We start from the raw sequence: 15131 nt of genomic DNA, 5'->3' as shown, positions 1-15131 counted from the left end.
TACAACTGCAAGCGGATGGCCCGCATCAGGGCCGCATGACACCCGCGCCACCACCTAAACTCAAGGCCGCGCGGCCAAACCCGACAGACTGCTAGTGTGGTTTATGGATTTGAAGGTCCGTCCAGCGCTTCCCGACCAGGTCATAGGAACTTCAAATCCACCACACTAGTCGGTCAGGTCCTCGAAGAACTCCTTGACCTTCTTGAAGAAGCCATGGCTTTCGGGGCTGGTGGAATCGTCACCGGCCTCCTTGGCGAACGACTCCAGAAGCTCGCGTTGCTTCTTGGTCAGGTTCATGGGCGTTTCCACCACCGCCTGGATGAACATGTCGCCCCGCGCGGGTGAGCGCAGCACGCTCATGCCCTTGCCGCGCAGGCGGAACTGGGTGCCCGTCTGGGTGCCGGCGGGGATGGTCACCTTGGCGCGGGCGCCGTCGATCGAGGGGACCTCGATGGCCCCGCCCAGCGCCCCCGTGGTCATGGGGATGGGCACGCGGCAGTGGATGTTGGCGCCCTCGCGGTGGAACAGACGGTGCGCCGCCACCGAAAGGAAAATGTACAGGTCGCCGGGCGGCCCGCCGCGCAACCCGGCCTCTCCCTCGCCGGCCAGGCGGATGCGGGTGCCGTCCTCCACCCCGGCGGGGATGGTCACCTCCAGGGTCTTGTCGCGGCGCACCCGGCCGCTGCCGGAACAGGCGCCGCAGGGATCGGCGATCACCTTGCCCTGGCCGTTACAGGTGGGGCAGGTGCGCTCGATGGTGAAGAAGCCCTGCTGCGCCCGCACCCGGCCCAGGCCGCCACAGGTGCCGCAGGCCTTGGCCTGGGTGCCGTCCTTGGCGCCGCTGCCGGAGCAGGTGTCGCAGATCACCGAGGTGGGGATGTGGATGGTGGCCTTCTTGCCGGCGAAGGCGTCCTCCAGGGAGATGTCCATGGTGTAGCGCAGGTCGGCGCCCCGGTTGCTGGAGCGGCCCCCGCCGCCGCGCCGGCCGCCGCCCATGACCTCGCCGAACATCTCCTCGAAGATGTCGGCGAAGCCGCCGAATCCCCCGAACCCGGCGCCCTGACCCGGGCCGCCGCCCTCGAACGCCGCATGGCCGAAGCGGTCGTAGGCGGCGCGCTTCTGCTCGTCCTTGAGGACCTCGTAGGCCTCGTTCAGTTCCTTGAACTTGTGCTCGGCGTCCTTGTCATCCGGGTTGCGGTCCGGATGGTACTTCATGGCCAGCTTGCGGTAGGCCTTCTTCAGGTCGTCGGCTTCGGCCTGACGGTCGACGCCCAGGACGTCGTAGTAATCTCGCTTGCTCATCCCCGATGATCTCTCCGGCGGCGGTGATCGGTTGCCTGGCGTCGCCCGCGGCGTGGCCGCGTCCCCGTCACGCGAACGGGCCGCCCCGGGTCACGACCGGCACGCGCCCCCCGAAGGTCGGGGGGCCGCGCCCGCGCGCGATCCCGATGGCGGCCCGGCGCGCCGTGAAGGCGCCGGTTTTACTTGGCCTTTCGGGAGTCGTCCACCTCCTCGAAGTCGGCGTCGACGACGCCGTCGTCGGCCTTGCCGCCTCCGGTGCCCGCGTCACCCCCGGGTGCCGAGGGGCCGTCGGCGTCCCCGCCCGGGGCCGCGCCGGCCTCCTGCTGGGCCTTGTACATGGCCTCGCCCAGCTTCATGGAGGACTGCATCAGGGCCTCGGTCTTGGCCTTGAGGTCATCCAGATCCTCGCCGTTCATGGCCTCGCGAAGCGCGGCGATGTCGGCCTCGATCTTGGCCTTGTCGTCGGCGGGGATGCTGTCGCCGTGCTCGGACAGGGTCTTCTCGGTGGCGTGGATCAGGCCGTCGGCCTGGTTGTGGGCCTCCACCAGTTCGCGACGCTTCTTGTCGGCCTCGGCGTTCTGCTCGGCGTCCTGGACCATGCGGTCGATGTCCGCGTCGGAGAGGCCGCCGGACGCCTGGATGCGGATGGTCTGCTCCTTGCCGGTGGCCTTGTCCTTGGCCGAGACGTTGACGATGCCGTTGGGGTCGATGTCAAACGTGACCTCGATCTGCGGCACGCCACGGGGCGCCGCCGGGATGCCCACCAGGTCGAACTGGCCGAGAAGCTTGTTGTCGGCGGCCATCTCGCGTTCGCCCTGGAAGACGCGGATGGTCACCGCGCTCTGGCTGTCCTCGGCGGTGGAGAACACCTGACTCTTGCGGGCCGGGATGGTGGTGTTGCGGTCGATCAGGCGGGTGAACACGCCGCCCAGGGTCTCGATGCCCAGCGACAGCGGCGTGACGTCCAGCAGCAGCACGTCCTTGACGTCGCCCTTCAGCACGCCGCCCTGGATGGCCGCGCCGATGGCCACCACCTCGTCGGGGTTCACGCCCTTGTTGGGGTCGCGGCCGAAGAACTCCTTCACGACCTGCTGCACCTTGGGCATGCGGGTCATGCCGCCGACCAGGATGATCTCGTCGATCTCGCTGGCCTTCAGGCCGGCGTCGGCCAGCGCCTTCTTGCACGGTCCGATGGTGCGCTGCACCAGGTCGTCCACCAGGGCTTCCAGCTTGGCGCGGGTCAGCTTGATGTTCAGGTGCTTCGGACCGCTCTGGTCGGCGCTGATGAAGGGGAGGTTGACCTCGGTCTGCATGGACGAGGACAGCTCGATCTTGGCCTTCTCGGCGGCCTCCTTCAGGCGCTGCAGGGCCAGGCGGTCCTGGCGCAGGTCGATTCCCTGCTCCTTGCGGAACTCCTCGGCCAGATAGGCGATGATGCGCGCGTCGAAGTCCTCGCCGCCCAGGAAGGTGTCGCCGTTGGTCGACTTCACCTCGAACACGCCGTCGCCGATTTCCAGCACCGACACGTCGAAGGTGCCGCCGCCCAGGTCATAGACGGCGATGGTGCCGGTGTGCTTCTTGTCCATGCCGTAGGCCAGCGCGGCGGCCGTCGGCTCGTTGATGATGCGCAGCACCTCCAGGCCGGCGATCTTGCCGGCGTCCTTGGTGGCCTGGCGCTGGCTGTCGTTGAAGTAGGCCGGCACGGTGATGACCGCCTGGGTGACGGTCTCGCCCAGGTGCGCCTCGGCGGTTTCCTTCATCTTCTGCAGGATGAAGGCCGACACCTGGCTGGGGGCGTACTTGTCACCCTGGGCCTCGACCCAGGCGTCGCCGTTGTCGCCCTTGATGATCTTGTAGGGCACCAAGTCCTTGTCCTTGTCCACCGTCGGGTCGGTGTAACGGCGGCCGATCAGGCGCTTGATGGCGAAGAGCGTGTTCTCAGGGTTGGTCACCGCCTGGCGCTTGGCCGGCTGGCCCACCAGCCGCTCGCCGCTGTCGGTCAGCGCCACCATCGACGGCGTGGTGCGCGTGCCCTCGGCGTTCTCCAGCACACGGGCATCCTTGCCGTCCATGACCGCGACGCAGGAGTTGGTGGTTCCCAGGTCGATACCGATAACCTTGCTCATGGTCTGTCTCCAGTTTGGCGAAGCACGGCGGCCCCATCAGGCACCGCGGCGTTTCCCGGAACGAAGGGGTCTTCAGTGGCCGTTGCCGCGACGGCGGACCCTGTCCATCCACGAGGGGGAGGTCGGTCGCCGCCCGGCATCGGGCGTGTTGAGGTTTGGCGCTATATAAGGATCGGTCGCGGGTGTCGCAACAGAATCAACGCCGCGCGCCGGTGGCGCCGGGAACCAGGGCGGCGGGGACGCGCAGGCCGGGTGTTTAGTCCCGCCCCCGCCCATGCTAGGCTGGCCGCCCACCCGTTGTCCCGACCGGGAGACCCGCCGCGATGTTCAGCCGTATTCTCGTGTCCGTGGATCTGGATGCTCCATTCGACTGGGAGCGCACGTTTCCCACCGCCGTGACCCTGGCGCGGCAGTGGTCGGCGCGGCTGGACGTGATGACCGTGGTGCCGGCCTTCGGCATGAGCATGGTGGGCCAGTTCTTCCCCAACGGCTATGAAAAGAAGATGGCCCGGCTGGTGATGGAGAACCTGAAATCCAAGGCCGACGCCGCGCTGCCGTCGGGCATGACCGTCAACCATCTGGTGGGCGAGGGCAATGTCTATGAATCCGTGCTGGCCATGGCCGAGCAGCGCCGGATCGACCTGATCGTCATCGGTGCCCATCGGCCGGAGTTGCGCGACTACCTGCTGGGTCCCAACGCCGCGCGCGTGGTGCGGCATGCCACCTGCTCGGTCCTGGTGGTGCGCGAGGAAGCGAGCGCCGGGTGAGGCGTGGGGCGGTTGATCGCGGGTTGACGACGTATGCCAACGATCTCCACGTTCTACGGCATCATCATCCGCATGTTTTGGGACGATCATGCTCCCCCGCACTTTCATGCGACATATGGTGAACATGAAGTCTTGGTGAGTCTTCAAAATCTTGAAGTCATTGAAGGGGGACTGCCGCGAAGGGCGGCGCGGATGGTGATGGAATGGGCGGATTTGCATCGCGATGAGCTGGCGCGAAACTGGTCTCTTTGAAAGTAAAAGAAGAGGCCAGAGAAGATCGCTCCTCTTGATTAACGGAGAAGGTCGAATGCACTGGCATGTGATTGACGTCCATCCTGTTGCGCCTCGGACCCTTGCCGTTCAGTTCAAGGACGGCCTGAATGGAACGATCCGCATTGACCGTGCATTCTGCACCGGTGTGTTCGAGGCCCTGAGCGACGACCACGCGGTTGCCTGCGCGCGTGTCGAGGGTGGGGTTGTGGTCTGGCCTGGTGACCTGGACCTTGCTCCCGACACCATGTACCGAGAAATCGCGCACAGTCCGGATCGACATTACGATGTTGGATCGCCGCGCGCGGCGTTGCCGAGCGCCGCTAGGGGCTAAGCCCTTTCGTCGGCGCGGCGTCTGGCGGGGTGTTCCGGCGGCCGGTTTCTGTCCTGGTGTTTCATGAGGCGGACGTACTGCTCGGTTGTGTGCTTGCGGTGGGGCTCGCCCAGGCGTACATCGGTTATACTGTCGCGGTTCCGTCATGACCGGTCCGCGCCGTGCCCGATGGCCGAGGACGTCCGCCCATGCGCATGCCCGATCCCGACACCGACGTCATCGCGCGCCGCGCCCGGATCGCCCGCGACCTGCGGCGCCTGGTGCCCGACGGCTCCTCCAACAGTCCTGTGGGCGAGGGGGTCATCGTCGACGAGGACGAATTGCGCGCCTACGAGTGCGACGGCCTGACCGCCTACCGCCAGCCGCCCCTGGTGGTGGTGCTGCCCTCCACCACGGAGCAGGTGTCCAAGGTCCTGCGCTACTGCCACGACCATGGCGTCAAGATCGTGCCCCGGGGCGCGGGAACCTCGCTGTCCGGGGGCGCCCTGCCGCTGGCCGACGCGGTCACCCTGGGGCTGGGCAAGTTCAACCGCATCCTGGACATCGACTATGACAACCGATGCGTGGTGGCCCAGCCCGGGGTCACCAACCTGGGCATCACCCAGGCCGTCCAGGCGCGCGGCTTCTACTACGCCCCCGACCCCTCCAGCCAGATCGCCTGTTCCATCGGCGGCAATGTGGCGGAGAACGCCGGCGGGGTGCATTGCCTCAAGTACGGCCTGACCACCAACAACCTGCTGGGCCTGGAGATGGTCCTGATGACCGGCGAGGTGGTGCGCCTGGGCGGCAGGCACCTGGACCCGGGCGATCTGGACCTGATGGGGGTGGTCACCGGCTCCGAGGGCCTGCTGGGGGTGATCACCGAGGTCACCGTGCGCATCCTGCGCGGCCCGGAGACCGCTCGCGCCGTGCTCATGGGCTTCCCCGACACCACCGCCGCCGCCGACACCGTGGCCGCCATCATCGCCCAGGGGATCATTCCCGCCGGCCTGGAGATGATGGACAGGCCGGCCATCCATGCCGCCGAGGACTTCGTGCACGCCGACTACCCGCTTGATGTGGAGGCGCTGCTGATCTGCGAGCTGGATGGTCCCGAGGCCGAGGTCGACCACCTGATCGAGCGCGTCGCCGCCATCGCCCACGACAACCGCGTCGTTTCGCTGCGGGCGTCCGCCGACGACGCGGAGCGGGCGCTGTTCTGGGCCGGACGCAAGGCAGCCTTCCCGGCGGTGGGGCGCATCTCGCCCGACTACCTGTGCATGGACGGCTCCATTCCCCGCCAGGCGCTGCCCCGGGTGTTGCAGCGGATGACGGAGATGTCCCGCCGGTACGGCCTGCGCGTGGCCAACGTCTTCCATGCCGGGGACGGCAACCTGCATCCGCTGATCCTGTTCGACGCCAACGTGTCCGACGAACTGGAGCGCGCCGAGGCGTTCGGCGCCGACATCCTGCGCCTGTGCGTGGCGGTGGGTGGCGTGCTGACCGGCGAGCACGGCGTGGGCGTGGAGAAGCGCGACCTGATGTACACCATGTTCACCGAGACCGACATGGCGCACCAGCAGCGCCTGAAATGCGCCTTCGATCCGGGGCAGTTCCTGAACCCGGGCAAGGTCTTTCCCACCTTGCACCGATGCGCCGAACTGGGGCGGATGCGCGTGTCCGGGGGGGCGGTTCCATTCCCCGATATCCCGAGGTTCTAGGACTCGTGACTCCATGAGCCAGACGTACCGTCCCGACACGCCGGAGCAGGTGGCCGACCTGATCACCTGGGCGCTGGCCGAGTCCACGCCGCTGGCGCTGCGTGGCCATGGCACCAAGGCCGCCCTGGGCCGACCCACCAACACCAGTCATGCGCTCGACCTGAGCGGGATCGCCGGCATCGTCGACTACGCGCCCGAGGAACTGGTGATGACCGCGCGGGCCGGGACGTCCATGGCCGAGGTCCGGGCCGCCCTGGACGCCGCCGGACAGATGCTGGCCTTCGAGCCGCCGGACTGGCGCCCGCTGCTGGGCCAGCCCCATGGACCGGCGGATCCGCCGGGCACCCTGGGTGGACTGGTGGCCTGCAACCTGGCCGGGTCCCGGCGGATTTCGGCGGGGGCCGCGCGCGACCATGTGCTGGGCATCGCCGGGGTCTCCGGGCGCGGCGAGGCGTTCAGGTCCGGTGGTCGGGTGGTCAAGAACGTCACCGGTTTTGATCTCTCCAAGCTGCTGACCGGCTCCATGGGGACGCTGGCGGCGCTGACCGAGCTTTCGTTGAAGACCGTGCCCCGGCCCGAGACATCGGCCACCGTGCTGGTGCTGGGCCTGGACGCGGCCGACGCGGTCCAGGCCATGACGCGGGCCCTGGGTTCGTCGCACGAGGTGTCCGGCGCCGCCCATCTGCCGGCGGCCATGGCGGCGCGCTCGGCCGTCGCCGCGATCGCCGGGGATGGGCGGGCCATCACCGCGCTGCGGGTCGAGGGACCGGACCCGTCCGTGGCCTGGCGCTGTCAGGCGCTGCGGACCGAGTTGACCGCGCTGGGTCCCACCGAGGCCCTGTCTCACGATGACGGCGCGGTCCTGTGGGGCGAGGTGAGCGACGCCCGCCTGATCGCGGACCCGGCCGACGCGGTTCTCTGGCGCCTGTCGGTGCCCCCGGCCCAGGGCGCGCGGGTGCTGGCGGCGGTGCGTCACGGGGTGGGCGAGGGACACCTGTCGGGGTGGCAGATGGACTGGGGCGGGGGCCTGCTGTGGCTGGCCCTGGCGCCGACGCCGGAGGCGCATGCGGGCGCGGTGCGCGATGCGGTGGCCCACCATGGCGGCGGCCACGCCACCCTGATCCGCGCCGGCGCCGACGTGCGCGCCCACGTGCCGGTGTTCCAGCCCCAGCCGGCGCCGCTGGCGGCGCTGTCCCGGCGGGTGACGGAGAGCTTCGACCCCAAGGGCATCCTTAGCCCCGGCCGCATGGCGGAGGGACGGTAACCCCATGCAGACTCGTTTCGCCGAAGACAGGCTGGCGCGCGATCCACTCCTCCGCCAGGCCAACGACATCCTGCGCACCTGTGTCCATTGTGGCTTCTGCACCGCCACCTGTCCGACCTTCGTGCTGCTGGGCGACGAACTGGACAGCCCGCGTGGGCGCATCTACCTGCTCAAGGACATGCTGGAGCGGGACACGCCGGCCAGCGCCAGCGTGGTCAAGCACATCGACCGCTGCCTCACCTGCCTGTCGTGCGTGACCACCTGCCCCTCGGGCGTGGACTACATGCACTTGCTGGACCAGGGCCGGGCGCATATCGAGCGTACCTACAACCGCCCCCGGGGGGAGCGCCTGGTGCGGGGGATCCTGGCGGCGGTGGTGCCCCACACGGGGCGGTTCCGCCTGGCGATGCTGGCGGGCTGGCTGACGGCGCCGGTCGCCAGATGGATGCCCGGACGACTGGGGGCGCTCGCCGGCATGGCGACCCGGCGCCCGGCGCTGCGCGCGCCCACCGACCGGGCGCGGGTGATCCCCGCCCAGGGACCGGCGCGGATGCGGGTGGCGCTGATGCGCAACTGTGTGCAGCCGGCCCTGGACCCGGAGATCGACGCCGCCGCCATCCGCCTGTTGACCCGTCACGGCTGCGAGGTCGTGCTCGCCGACGGGCAGGGCTGTTGCGGGGCCGTCGTTCAGCACATGGGCCGGGAGGAGGCCGCCCGCGCCTTCGCCCGCGCCAACGTGCGGGCCTGGACCCAGGCCGGCGTGGATCGGGTGGTGATCACCGTTTCCGGCTGCGGGACCACGGTGAAGGACTACGGCCACATGCTGGCGGGCGAGCCGGATATCGCCGCCGAGGCCCAGGCGATCAGCGCCAAGACGGTGGACGTCACCGAGCTTCTGAGCGAGCTTGGCCTTCGGGAGCCCGTCGCCGACCCAGGGCTGACCGTGGCCTATCACGCCGCCTGCTCGTTGCAGCATGGCCAGCAGGTGAAGACCGCGCCCAAGGCCCTGCTGGAGGCCGCCGGCTTCCGCGTGGTCTCGCCCCGCGACCCGCACCTGTGCTGCGGCTCCGCCGGCACCTATTCCATCACCCAGCCGGGCCTGTCCCGGCAGCTTCGCGCCCGCAAGCTGGAGACCCTGGGCGCGTTGGAGGCCGACGTTGTCGCCGCCGGCAACATCGGCTGCCTCAACCACCTGCGCGAAGGCAAGGGCGCGCCCCGGGGGCGTCCGATGGTGCACACCGTGCAATTGCTGGATTGGGCCACCGGGGGGCCACGGCCGAGGGGTCTGGAAAGCCAGTAGGACGTGTGCGCCCGTCCCCGACGTGCCTGGTTGTTCTGGACGGCGATCGACCGTGGTACGGTGGGGCATGGACACATCAGGCCATCCGGAGAACACACCAGGCACGTCCGACGGCGTCACGACCTCGGTCCTGGCGTCGTTGGCGGCGGCGGCGCGACACGACCACCCGTTTCCGTACTGGCGGCTCACGACCGTCTGGCCATCGACGGTTCTTGATGCCCTTGAGGCCCTGCCCGTCGATCCGGCGGCCATGACCTACGCGGCGGGGCGGCGGGAGGAAAACAACGCCCTGCGCGTCTATTTCGACCAGGCGCATCAAGAGGCGTTCTCCGTCTGCCGACGGGTCGCGGCCGCCCTTCAGGATCCGCGCGTGGTGGCCGCGATCCAGACCCTGTGCGGGGTGGACCTGAGCGGGACCTTCCTGCGCGTCGAATACGCCCGGGACACCGATGGCTTCTGGCTGGAGCCGCACACCGACATCGGCGTCAAGCGGTTCACCCTGCTGGCGCCGCTGTCGCGGGGACCGGAGGCTGGCGACTGGGGGACGGACGTCTACGCCGACCCCAAGGGACCGCCGCTTCGCCTGCCGTTCGTGGCCAATCACGCAACCGTCTTCGTGCCCTCGGAGCGGACCTGGCACGGCTTCGCGCGACGGCCAATCCATGGCGTGCGCCGCTCGCTGATCGTCAATTACGTCGGTCCCGAGTGGCGGGCACGGCACGAGTTGTGCTTTCCCGACCGACCGGTCGTGTGATCCGCCGGCGGTTTCGCCGGGGCGCACACGAAAAACCCCCGGGGCGCCGATGTCGCACCCCGGGGGCTTCGAACGTGGTGCCCCGTGACCCGAAACAGGGGGACACGGGGCCAACGCTTTTTTACGAGTCGCCGTCGGCCTTTTCCTGCGCCTGCCGCAGCGCGGCGCCCAGGATGTCGCCCAACGAGGCGCCCGAGTCGGCGGAGCCGTAATCGGCCATCGCCTGCTTCTCCTCGTCCACCTCGCGTGCCTTGATGGACAGGCCGATGCGGCGATTGGCCTTGTCGATGTTGGTGATCTTGGCGTCCACCTTCTCGCCGACGGCGAAGCGCTCGGGGCGCTGGTCGCCGCGATCGCGGGCCAGATCGCTCTTGCGGATGAAGCCGATGGCGCCGCTGACCTCCACCTCGATGCCGTTGTCCTGCACCTGGGTGACCACGCCGGTGACGGTCTGGCCCTTGCGCAGGTCGGCGGTGGCGGCGGCGTAGGGATCATCACCGAGCTGCTTGATGCCCAGGCTGATGCGCTCCTTGTCCACGTCCACGTCGAGGACCTTGGCCTTGACCACGTCGCCCTTCTTGTAGTCCTTGACCGCCTCGTCGCCGGACCGGGCCCAGTCCAGGTCGGACAGGTGGACCATGCCGTCGATCTCGCCGGGCAGGCCGATGAACAGGCCGAACTCGGTGATGTTCTTGATTTCGCCCTCGACCTCGGTGCCCGGGGGGAACTTGCCCAGGAAGTCGGACCAGGGGTTGCCCATGGTCTGCTTCAGGCCCAGGGAGATGCGCCGCTTGTCCGGATCCACGTCCAGGATCATCACGGTGACTTCCTGGCTGGTGGAGACGATCTTGCCCGGGTGCACGTTCTTCTTGGTCCAGCTCATCTCGGAGACATGGACCAGACCCTCGACGCCCGGCTCCAGTTCCACGAAGGCGCCGTAGTCGGTGATGTTGGTCACCCGGCCGGCGAACTTGGTGCCGGTGGGGTACTTGACGGCCACGCCCTCCCAGGGGTCGGCCTCCAGCTGCTTCATGCCCAGGCTGATGCGCTGGGTGTCCGGGTTGAAGCGGATCACCTGCACGCGCACCGTCTGGCCGATGGACAGGGCCTCGGTGGGGTGGTTGATGCGCTTCCACGAGATGTCGGTGACATGCAGCAGGCCGTCGACGCCGCCCAGGTCCACGAACGCGCCGTAGTCGGTGATGTTCTTGACCACGCCGTCCAGGATCTCGCCTTCCTTCAGGCGCTCCAGCAGCTTGGCGCGTTCCTCGGCGCGGGTCTCCTCCAGCACCGAGCGGCGCGAGACGACGATGTTGCCGCGCGAGCGGTCCATCTTCAGGATCTGGAACTCGAACGGCTGGCCCATCAGCGGCGTGATGTCGCGCACCGGGCGGATGTCCACCTGACTGCCGGGCAGGAAGGCCATGGCGCCGGACAGGTCCACGGTGAAGCCGCCCTTGACGCGGCCGAAGATCTGGCCCTTGACGCGGCGGCTTTCGGTGTAGGCCTTCTCCAACTCGTTCCACGCCTCTTCGCGCCGGGCCTTCTCGCGCGACAGGATGATGTTGCCGTCGCGGTCCTCGTAGCGCTCGACGTAGACGTCGATGCCGTCGCCGGGCTTCAGTTCGGGATCCTCGCCGGCCTTGGTGAACTCCTTCAGCGGCACGCGTCCTTCGGACTTCAGGCCGACGTCCACGACCACATGGTCGTTGCGCACGGCGATGACGGTGCCCTTGATGACGGTGCCTTCAAGGCTGCTGTTCTCGCCCAGGGTTTCGTTCAGCAGGGCCTCGAAGGATTCGGCCGCGAAGATGTCGGCTCCGGAATCCTGGCTGTCGGTGGCGTGGGTGTCGGTGGCGGCTTCGGCCATGGGGAGTCTGTCCTTGTCCTACTCGAGTCGCAATTGGTTTTCCGGCCTGCCGGTTGGGTCCGGCGGTCTTTGATCGTCCCTCACTCAGGAAACATCGGTGTCGGCGTCGGCGTCGGTGCCGGCGGGTGTGGACCCGCTCCGCTCCTGGCGCTTGCGAACGTAAGCCAGGGCCGCGGCCAGGGCGTCGTGCACACTCAGGTCGGAGGTGTCCAGCACGAACGCATCGGCGGCCGGAACCAACGGCGCGACGCGGCGCGACGAATCGCGCGCGTCCCGGTCCACCATGTCGTGGAGAACGCTGGACTCTATAGCGTCAACGCCCTTGTCCCGCAACTCCAGAAAGCGCCGACGGGCGCGGGTTTCGAGGGTGGCGGTGATGAACAGCTTGTGGTCGGCTTCGGGGCAGACGACGGTGCCGATGTCGCGACCGTCCAGGACCACGCCGTCGCGGCCGGCCGGCGGGCGGGCGGCGAAGGCCCGCTGGACGTCCAGCAGGGCCGCGCGTACCGCCGGAAGGGCGGCCACCGCCGAGGCGGCGGCCGCCGCCGCCTCGGTGCGCAGGTCCGGGTCGTCCAGGTCGGCCGGGGACAGGGCGCGGGCGGCGGCCTCGGCCGTGACCGGGTCGGCGGGATCGCCGCCGGCGCGCAGCACGGCATGCCCGGTGGCCCGGTACAGCAGGCCGGTGTCCAGGTAGGCGAGGTTGAGCCGGTCGGCCAGGGCGCGGGCCAGGGTGCCCTTGCCGGCGGCGGCGGGTCCGTCGATGGCGATGATCATGGTGTACCGGGGTCCTGCGGAGATGGGCGGAACGGGACGAAACGGCGGTCGCCGGCCGGGATGTCGACCGGCCGGGTCTCCACCTCGCCCGTCAGGCACAGGTGGACCGGTCCGTCGTCCGCCGGGGGGGATGGGCCGGCGGCGATCCGGGCCGGAACCCCGAAGGCCGTCAGCAGCGCCGCCAGGGCCTCGGCCAGCGGCGCGGGCAGCGGCACCCGGGTCTCGCCCGGGCTGTTCAGTCCGGCGGCCACCGCCGCGAGGGCGCCCGCCGGTGTGATCGAGGGCGGCGGATCGGCGCCCAGGTCCAGGGCCACGGGCGCGGCGGTTCCCTGGATGCTCAGGGGGGATCGCCGGCCCTCCCCGGCGGCGCGCGGCCGGGCGCCGACGCGCATGAGGACCTCGATCAGGTCCGCCGGTAGGTCCATGTCCGCCGGGCCGAGGATCACCACCAGGATCGGCTGGGTGGCCAGCAGCCCGGCCAGCGGCGGCAGCAGGACCGGGCCGTCGGGGCTGGCGGCCACGTCCAGCGGCGCGGTCGGCTCGGCCAGCCCGCCCAGGCCCCGGCCACGCACCGTCACCCCGGTGTCGGTGGACCGCACGCGCGCGCCCAGCCCGACCAGGATGCGGGCTAGGGGGGCGGGCACCCAGGCCGCCGGCAGACGGCTTTCGCCCACCGTGGCCGCCGCCATCAGGGCGCCCAGCGCGGTCACCGCCGGCGCCGTGACGGCGGCGCGGGTGGGGGCGGCGGGCGGACCGGGCGGCTGTGTCGGGACCAGTGATGGGGGCATGGCGGCGGCGGGCGGCAATCGGGACGACATGGGGCAGCCCGCGTGTACCACGCACGGCCGGCCGGCGACAGTCCTTGGCGACAAAGCACCGCGCCGGGCCGGGTTTCCCGCGTGTCCCGAGAGGGTCCATGCCGTGTGCGACAGAGTGGGCGCGCGGGCGCATCGGGCGTTGACTTGGCTTGTCGATGATGGCAAACGCGCCCCTCTTGAGACTCTGTTGTTGTCGTATCGCGTCTGCCACCGCGCCGGAACCGGAACCAGGGATCCGGCGCGCCTGCAGGAGGAGGTCCGGGTGGCCAAGCCGGAATGGGGAACGAAGCGATCCTGTGGCTCCTGCGGAGCCCGATACTATGACATGCGGCGCCAGCCGATCGTCTGTCCCAAGTGTGGGGCCGTCCACGAGGAGGACGCCCCCGTGCGTGCGCGGCGCGCGCGCCCGGCTGTGCCGGACAAGAAGCCTAAGGCGGTGCCGGTGGTGGCGGCCGCGGCCCTTGAGGAGGTCGAAGACGTCGTCAAGACCAACCTTGAGGCGCCGGACCTGGACGATACCGAGGATGAAGCCGGGGACATGATGGAGGACGCCTCGGATCTGGGCGAGGACGATGACGACATGGCCGAGGTCATCGATCATCTCGACAGCGATGGAGAGGACGAGTAAGCCCGTCCCCGACCCTGGGGCGGGACGCCCCAGGGATGGTGCAGCGGGCGCGCGACGGGGGTGACAGGGTTTTCGCGGAAACGCGCGTTTTTCCTCTTGCCCCCGGCCGATGAAGCCCATATAACCCCGGGCCTCGGCCATGGCCACCCGGGTGTCGGGCGTCTCCCCAAAGGCGCCCATCAGGGTTCGGAGGTCGGGGTTCAGGGCGACCGCCGTCGTCCGGAAAAGACACGCCGAAACCGCCCGGGCGGACGGCGGGAAGACGCGGTTTCGTGGGGCCGTAGCTCAGTTGGGAGAGCGCTACAATGGCATTGTAGAGGTCTGGGGTTCGATTCCCCACGGCTCCACCATCATCAGGAAAGGGCTCGGCCGCGACAGGTCGAGCCCTTTTTCATGACCGGCCCGTTTTCTTCGTGATCGGTCCATTTTCGTGATCGGTCCATTTTCGTGATCGGTCCATTTTCGTGATCGGTCCATTTTCGTGATCGGTCCATTTTCGTGATCGGCCCATTTTCGTGACCGGCAAGGAGGCCGTGCCCATGGGAATCGACCGCCTGTTCCAGAACAACGCCGTATGGGTCGACCAGAAGACCGCCGGCGACCCGGACTTCTTCAATCGCCTCGTCAACCAGCAATCCCCGGAGTTCCTGTGGATCGGGTGTTCCGACAGCCGGGTGCCGGCCAACGACATCGTCGGGCTGGCGCCGGGCGAGTTGTTCGTGCATCGCAACGTCGCCAACATGGTGGTGCCGTCGGACCTGAACCTGCTGACCGTGTTGCAGTACGCGGTCGAGATCCTGCGGGTTCGTCATGTCATTGTTTGCGGCCACTATGGGTGCGGGGGCGTGAAGGCCGCCATGAGCCGCAAGGCCTTCGGCCTCATCGACAACTGGCTGAGTCCGATCAAGCAGATCATGGCCGCGCATGCCCATGATCTGGCCGACCTGGACGAAGCCGCCCGGTTGGGCCGCGTGTGCGAGTTGAACGTGGTTCAGCAGGCCCGCAACGTCGCCGCGACCACCATCGTTCAGAACGCCTGGGCGCGGGGCCAGGCTCTCCAGGTCCACGGCTGGATCTACGACCTCCACGACGGCCACCTGCGCGACCTAACCTGCACCCTGGCCGGTTCCGAGGACCTGGCCGAGGTCATGCGGTTGCTTCGTTAGGCCGGCCCGGCGAAAGGCCCTGGTCACGGGCGTCGTCCCGGCCGACCGGACCACCGCA

14 protein-coding genes and 1 tRNA gene are annotated in these 15131 nt (G+C 69.2%); 10 read left to right on the top strand and 5 right to left on the bottom strand.

What is annotated here, in order from left to right; translation table 11 throughout:
- Positions 1-165: 165 nt before the first annotated feature.
- Both dnaJ and dnaK read right to left on the bottom strand, forming a co-directional pair.
- Positions 166-1302: a molecular chaperone DnaJ gene (gene dnaJ, locus GGD89_RS15755; protein ID WP_184047054.1), complete on the bottom strand. Its 1137-nt coding sequence runs from the start codon at positions 1300-1302 to the stop codon at positions 166-168.
- Positions 1303-1481: 179 nt separating this feature from the next.
- On the bottom strand, positions 1482-3428 hold the full coding sequence (dnaK, locus tag GGD89_RS15750; RefSeq protein WP_184047051.1) for a molecular chaperone DnaK: 1947 nt from the start codon (positions 3426-3428) through the stop codon (positions 1482-1484).
- Positions 3429-3751: 323 nt separating this feature from the next.
- On the opposite strand from dnaK, the gene GGD89_RS15745 reads away from it, so the two are divergent.
- The 7 genes from GGD89_RS15745 (at position 3752) to GGD89_RS15715 (ending at position 9817) form a co-directional block, all read left to right on the top strand.
- Positions 3752-4195: a universal stress protein gene (locus GGD89_RS15745; protein WP_184047048.1), complete on the top strand. Its 444-nt coding sequence runs from the start codon at positions 3752-3754 to the stop codon at positions 4193-4195.
- Between the two features lie 33 nt (positions 4196-4228).
- Positions 4229-4447: a DUF4160 domain-containing protein gene (locus GGD89_RS15740; RefSeq protein ID WP_184047045.1), complete on the top strand. Its 219-nt coding sequence runs from the start codon at positions 4229-4231 to the stop codon at positions 4445-4447.
- A gap of 55 nt (positions 4448-4502) precedes the next feature.
- Positions 4503-4799, top strand: coding sequence for a DUF2442 domain-containing protein (locus GGD89_RS15735; protein ID WP_184047042.1), 297 nt, complete (start codon positions 4503-4505; stop codon positions 4797-4799).
- A gap of 188 nt (positions 4800-4987) precedes the next feature.
- Positions 4988-6499 carry an FAD-linked oxidase C-terminal domain-containing protein gene (locus GGD89_RS15730; RefSeq protein WP_184047040.1) on the top strand — a complete coding sequence of 504 codons (1512 nt, stop codon included), beginning with the start codon at positions 4988-4990 and terminating at the stop codon, positions 6497-6499.
- Between the two features lie 13 nt (positions 6500-6512).
- Positions 6513-7763 (top strand): glycolate oxidase subunit GlcE, encoded by a 1251-nt coding sequence (gene glcE, locus GGD89_RS15725; protein ID WP_184047037.1) that lies wholly within the window; start codon positions 6513-6515, stop codon positions 7761-7763.
- A gap of 4 nt (positions 7764-7767) precedes the next feature.
- Positions 7768-9063 (top strand): glycolate oxidase subunit GlcF, encoded by a 1296-nt coding sequence (gene glcF, locus GGD89_RS15720; protein ID WP_184047034.1) that lies wholly within the window; start codon positions 7768-7770, stop codon positions 9061-9063.
- 67 nt (positions 9064-9130) lie between these two features.
- On the top strand, positions 9131-9817 hold the full coding sequence (locus GGD89_RS15715; protein ID WP_184047031.1) for a 2OG-Fe(II) oxygenase: 687 nt from the start codon (positions 9131-9133) through the stop codon (positions 9815-9817).
- Between the two features lie 121 nt (positions 9818-9938).
- On the opposite strand, the gene rpsA is transcribed toward GGD89_RS15715, so the two are convergent.
- The 3 genes from rpsA to GGD89_RS15700 form a co-directional block, all read right to left on the bottom strand.
- Positions 9939-11687, bottom strand: coding sequence for a 30S ribosomal protein S1 (rpsA, locus tag GGD89_RS15710; RefSeq protein WP_184047028.1), 1749 nt, complete (start codon positions 11685-11687; stop codon positions 9939-9941).
- 84 nt (positions 11688-11771) lie between these two features.
- Complete coding sequence (cmk, locus tag GGD89_RS15705; RefSeq protein ID WP_184047025.1) at positions 11772-12461, bottom strand: (d)CMP kinase; 690 nt, start codon at positions 12459-12461, stop codon at positions 11772-11774.
- Complete coding sequence (locus tag GGD89_RS15700) at positions 12458-13279, bottom strand: hypothetical protein (protein ID WP_184047022.1); 822 nt, start codon at positions 13277-13279, stop codon at positions 12458-12460. The genes cmk and GGD89_RS15700 overlap by 4 nt, the downstream gene beginning before the upstream one ends.
- Here GGD89_RS15700 and GGD89_RS20565 point away from each other — a divergent pair.
- The 3 genes from GGD89_RS20565 to can all read left to right on the top strand — a co-directional run bounded on the left by GGD89_RS20565 (position 13248) and on the right by can (position 15073).
- The gene (locus tag GGD89_RS20565) at positions 13248-13907 is read left to right on the top strand and encodes a TIGR02300 family protein (RefSeq protein ID WP_343058626.1); all 660 of its coding nucleotides are present in this window, start codon (positions 13248-13250) and stop codon (positions 13905-13907) included. The genes GGD89_RS15700 and GGD89_RS20565 overlap by 32 nt on opposite strands.
- 274 nt (positions 13908-14181) lie before the next feature.
- A tRNA-Ala gene (locus GGD89_RS15690) sits at positions 14182-14257 on the top strand.
- Between the two features lie 189 nt (positions 14258-14446).
- On the top strand, positions 14447-15073 hold the full coding sequence (can, locus tag GGD89_RS15685) for a carbonate dehydratase (RefSeq protein ID WP_184047016.1): 627 nt from the start codon (positions 14447-14449) through the stop codon (positions 15071-15073).
- Positions 15074-15131 lie beyond the last annotated feature (58 nt).

Source organism: Roseospira visakhapatnamensis (genome assembly GCF_014197915.1).
Classification (GTDB): domain Bacteria; phylum Pseudomonadota; class Alphaproteobacteria; order Rhodospirillales; family Rhodospirillaceae; genus Rhodospira; species Rhodospira visakhapatnamensis.
This window is presented reverse-complemented; position numbering and strand designations above follow the sequence as displayed.

Coding starts and splice junctions, on each gene's coding strand:
- dnaK (WP_184047051.1), bottom strand. CDS start 3,428: ATGAGCAAGGTTATCGGTATCGACCTGGGAACCACCAACTCCTGCGTC.
- glcF (WP_184047034.1), top strand. CDS start 7,768: ATGCAGACTCGTTTCGCCGAAGACAGGCTGGCGCGCGATCCACTCCTC.
- cmk (WP_184047025.1), bottom strand. CDS start 12,461: ATGATCATCGCCATCGACGGACCCGCCGCCGCCGGCAAGGGCACCCTG.
- GGD89_RS15745 (WP_184047048.1), top strand. CDS start 3,752: ATGTTCAGCCGTATTCTCGTGTCCGTGGATCTGGATGCTCCATTCGAC.
- dnaJ (WP_184047054.1), bottom strand. CDS start 1,302: ATGAGCAAGCGAGATTACTACGACGTCCTGGGCGTCGACCGTCAGGCC.
- rpsA (WP_184047028.1), bottom strand. CDS start 11,687: ATGGCCGAAGCCGCCACCGACACCCACGCCACCGACAGCCAGGATTCC.
- GGD89_RS15740 (WP_184047045.1), top strand. CDS start 4,229: ATGCCAACGATCTCCACGTTCTACGGCATCATCATCCGCATGTTTTGG.
- GGD89_RS15715 (WP_184047031.1), top strand. CDS start 9,131: ATGGACACATCAGGCCATCCGGAGAACACACCAGGCACGTCCGACGGC.
- can (WP_184047016.1), top strand. CDS start 14,447: ATGGGAATCGACCGCCTGTTCCAGAACAACGCCGTATGGGTCGACCAG.
- GGD89_RS15730 (WP_184047040.1), top strand. CDS start 4,988: ATGCGCATGCCCGATCCCGACACCGACGTCATCGCGCGCCGCGCCCGG.
- GGD89_RS15700 (WP_184047022.1), bottom strand. CDS start 13,279: ATGTCGTCCCGATTGCCGCCCGCCGCCGCCATGCCCCCATCACTGGTC.
- glcE (WP_184047037.1), top strand. CDS start 6,513: ATGAGCCAGACGTACCGTCCCGACACGCCGGAGCAGGTGGCCGACCTG.
- GGD89_RS15735 (WP_184047042.1), top strand. CDS start 4,503: ATGCACTGGCATGTGATTGACGTCCATCCTGTTGCGCCTCGGACCCTT.
- GGD89_RS20565 (WP_343058626.1), top strand. CDS start 13,248: ATGGCGGCGGCGGGCGGCAATCGGGACGACATGGGGCAGCCCGCGTGT.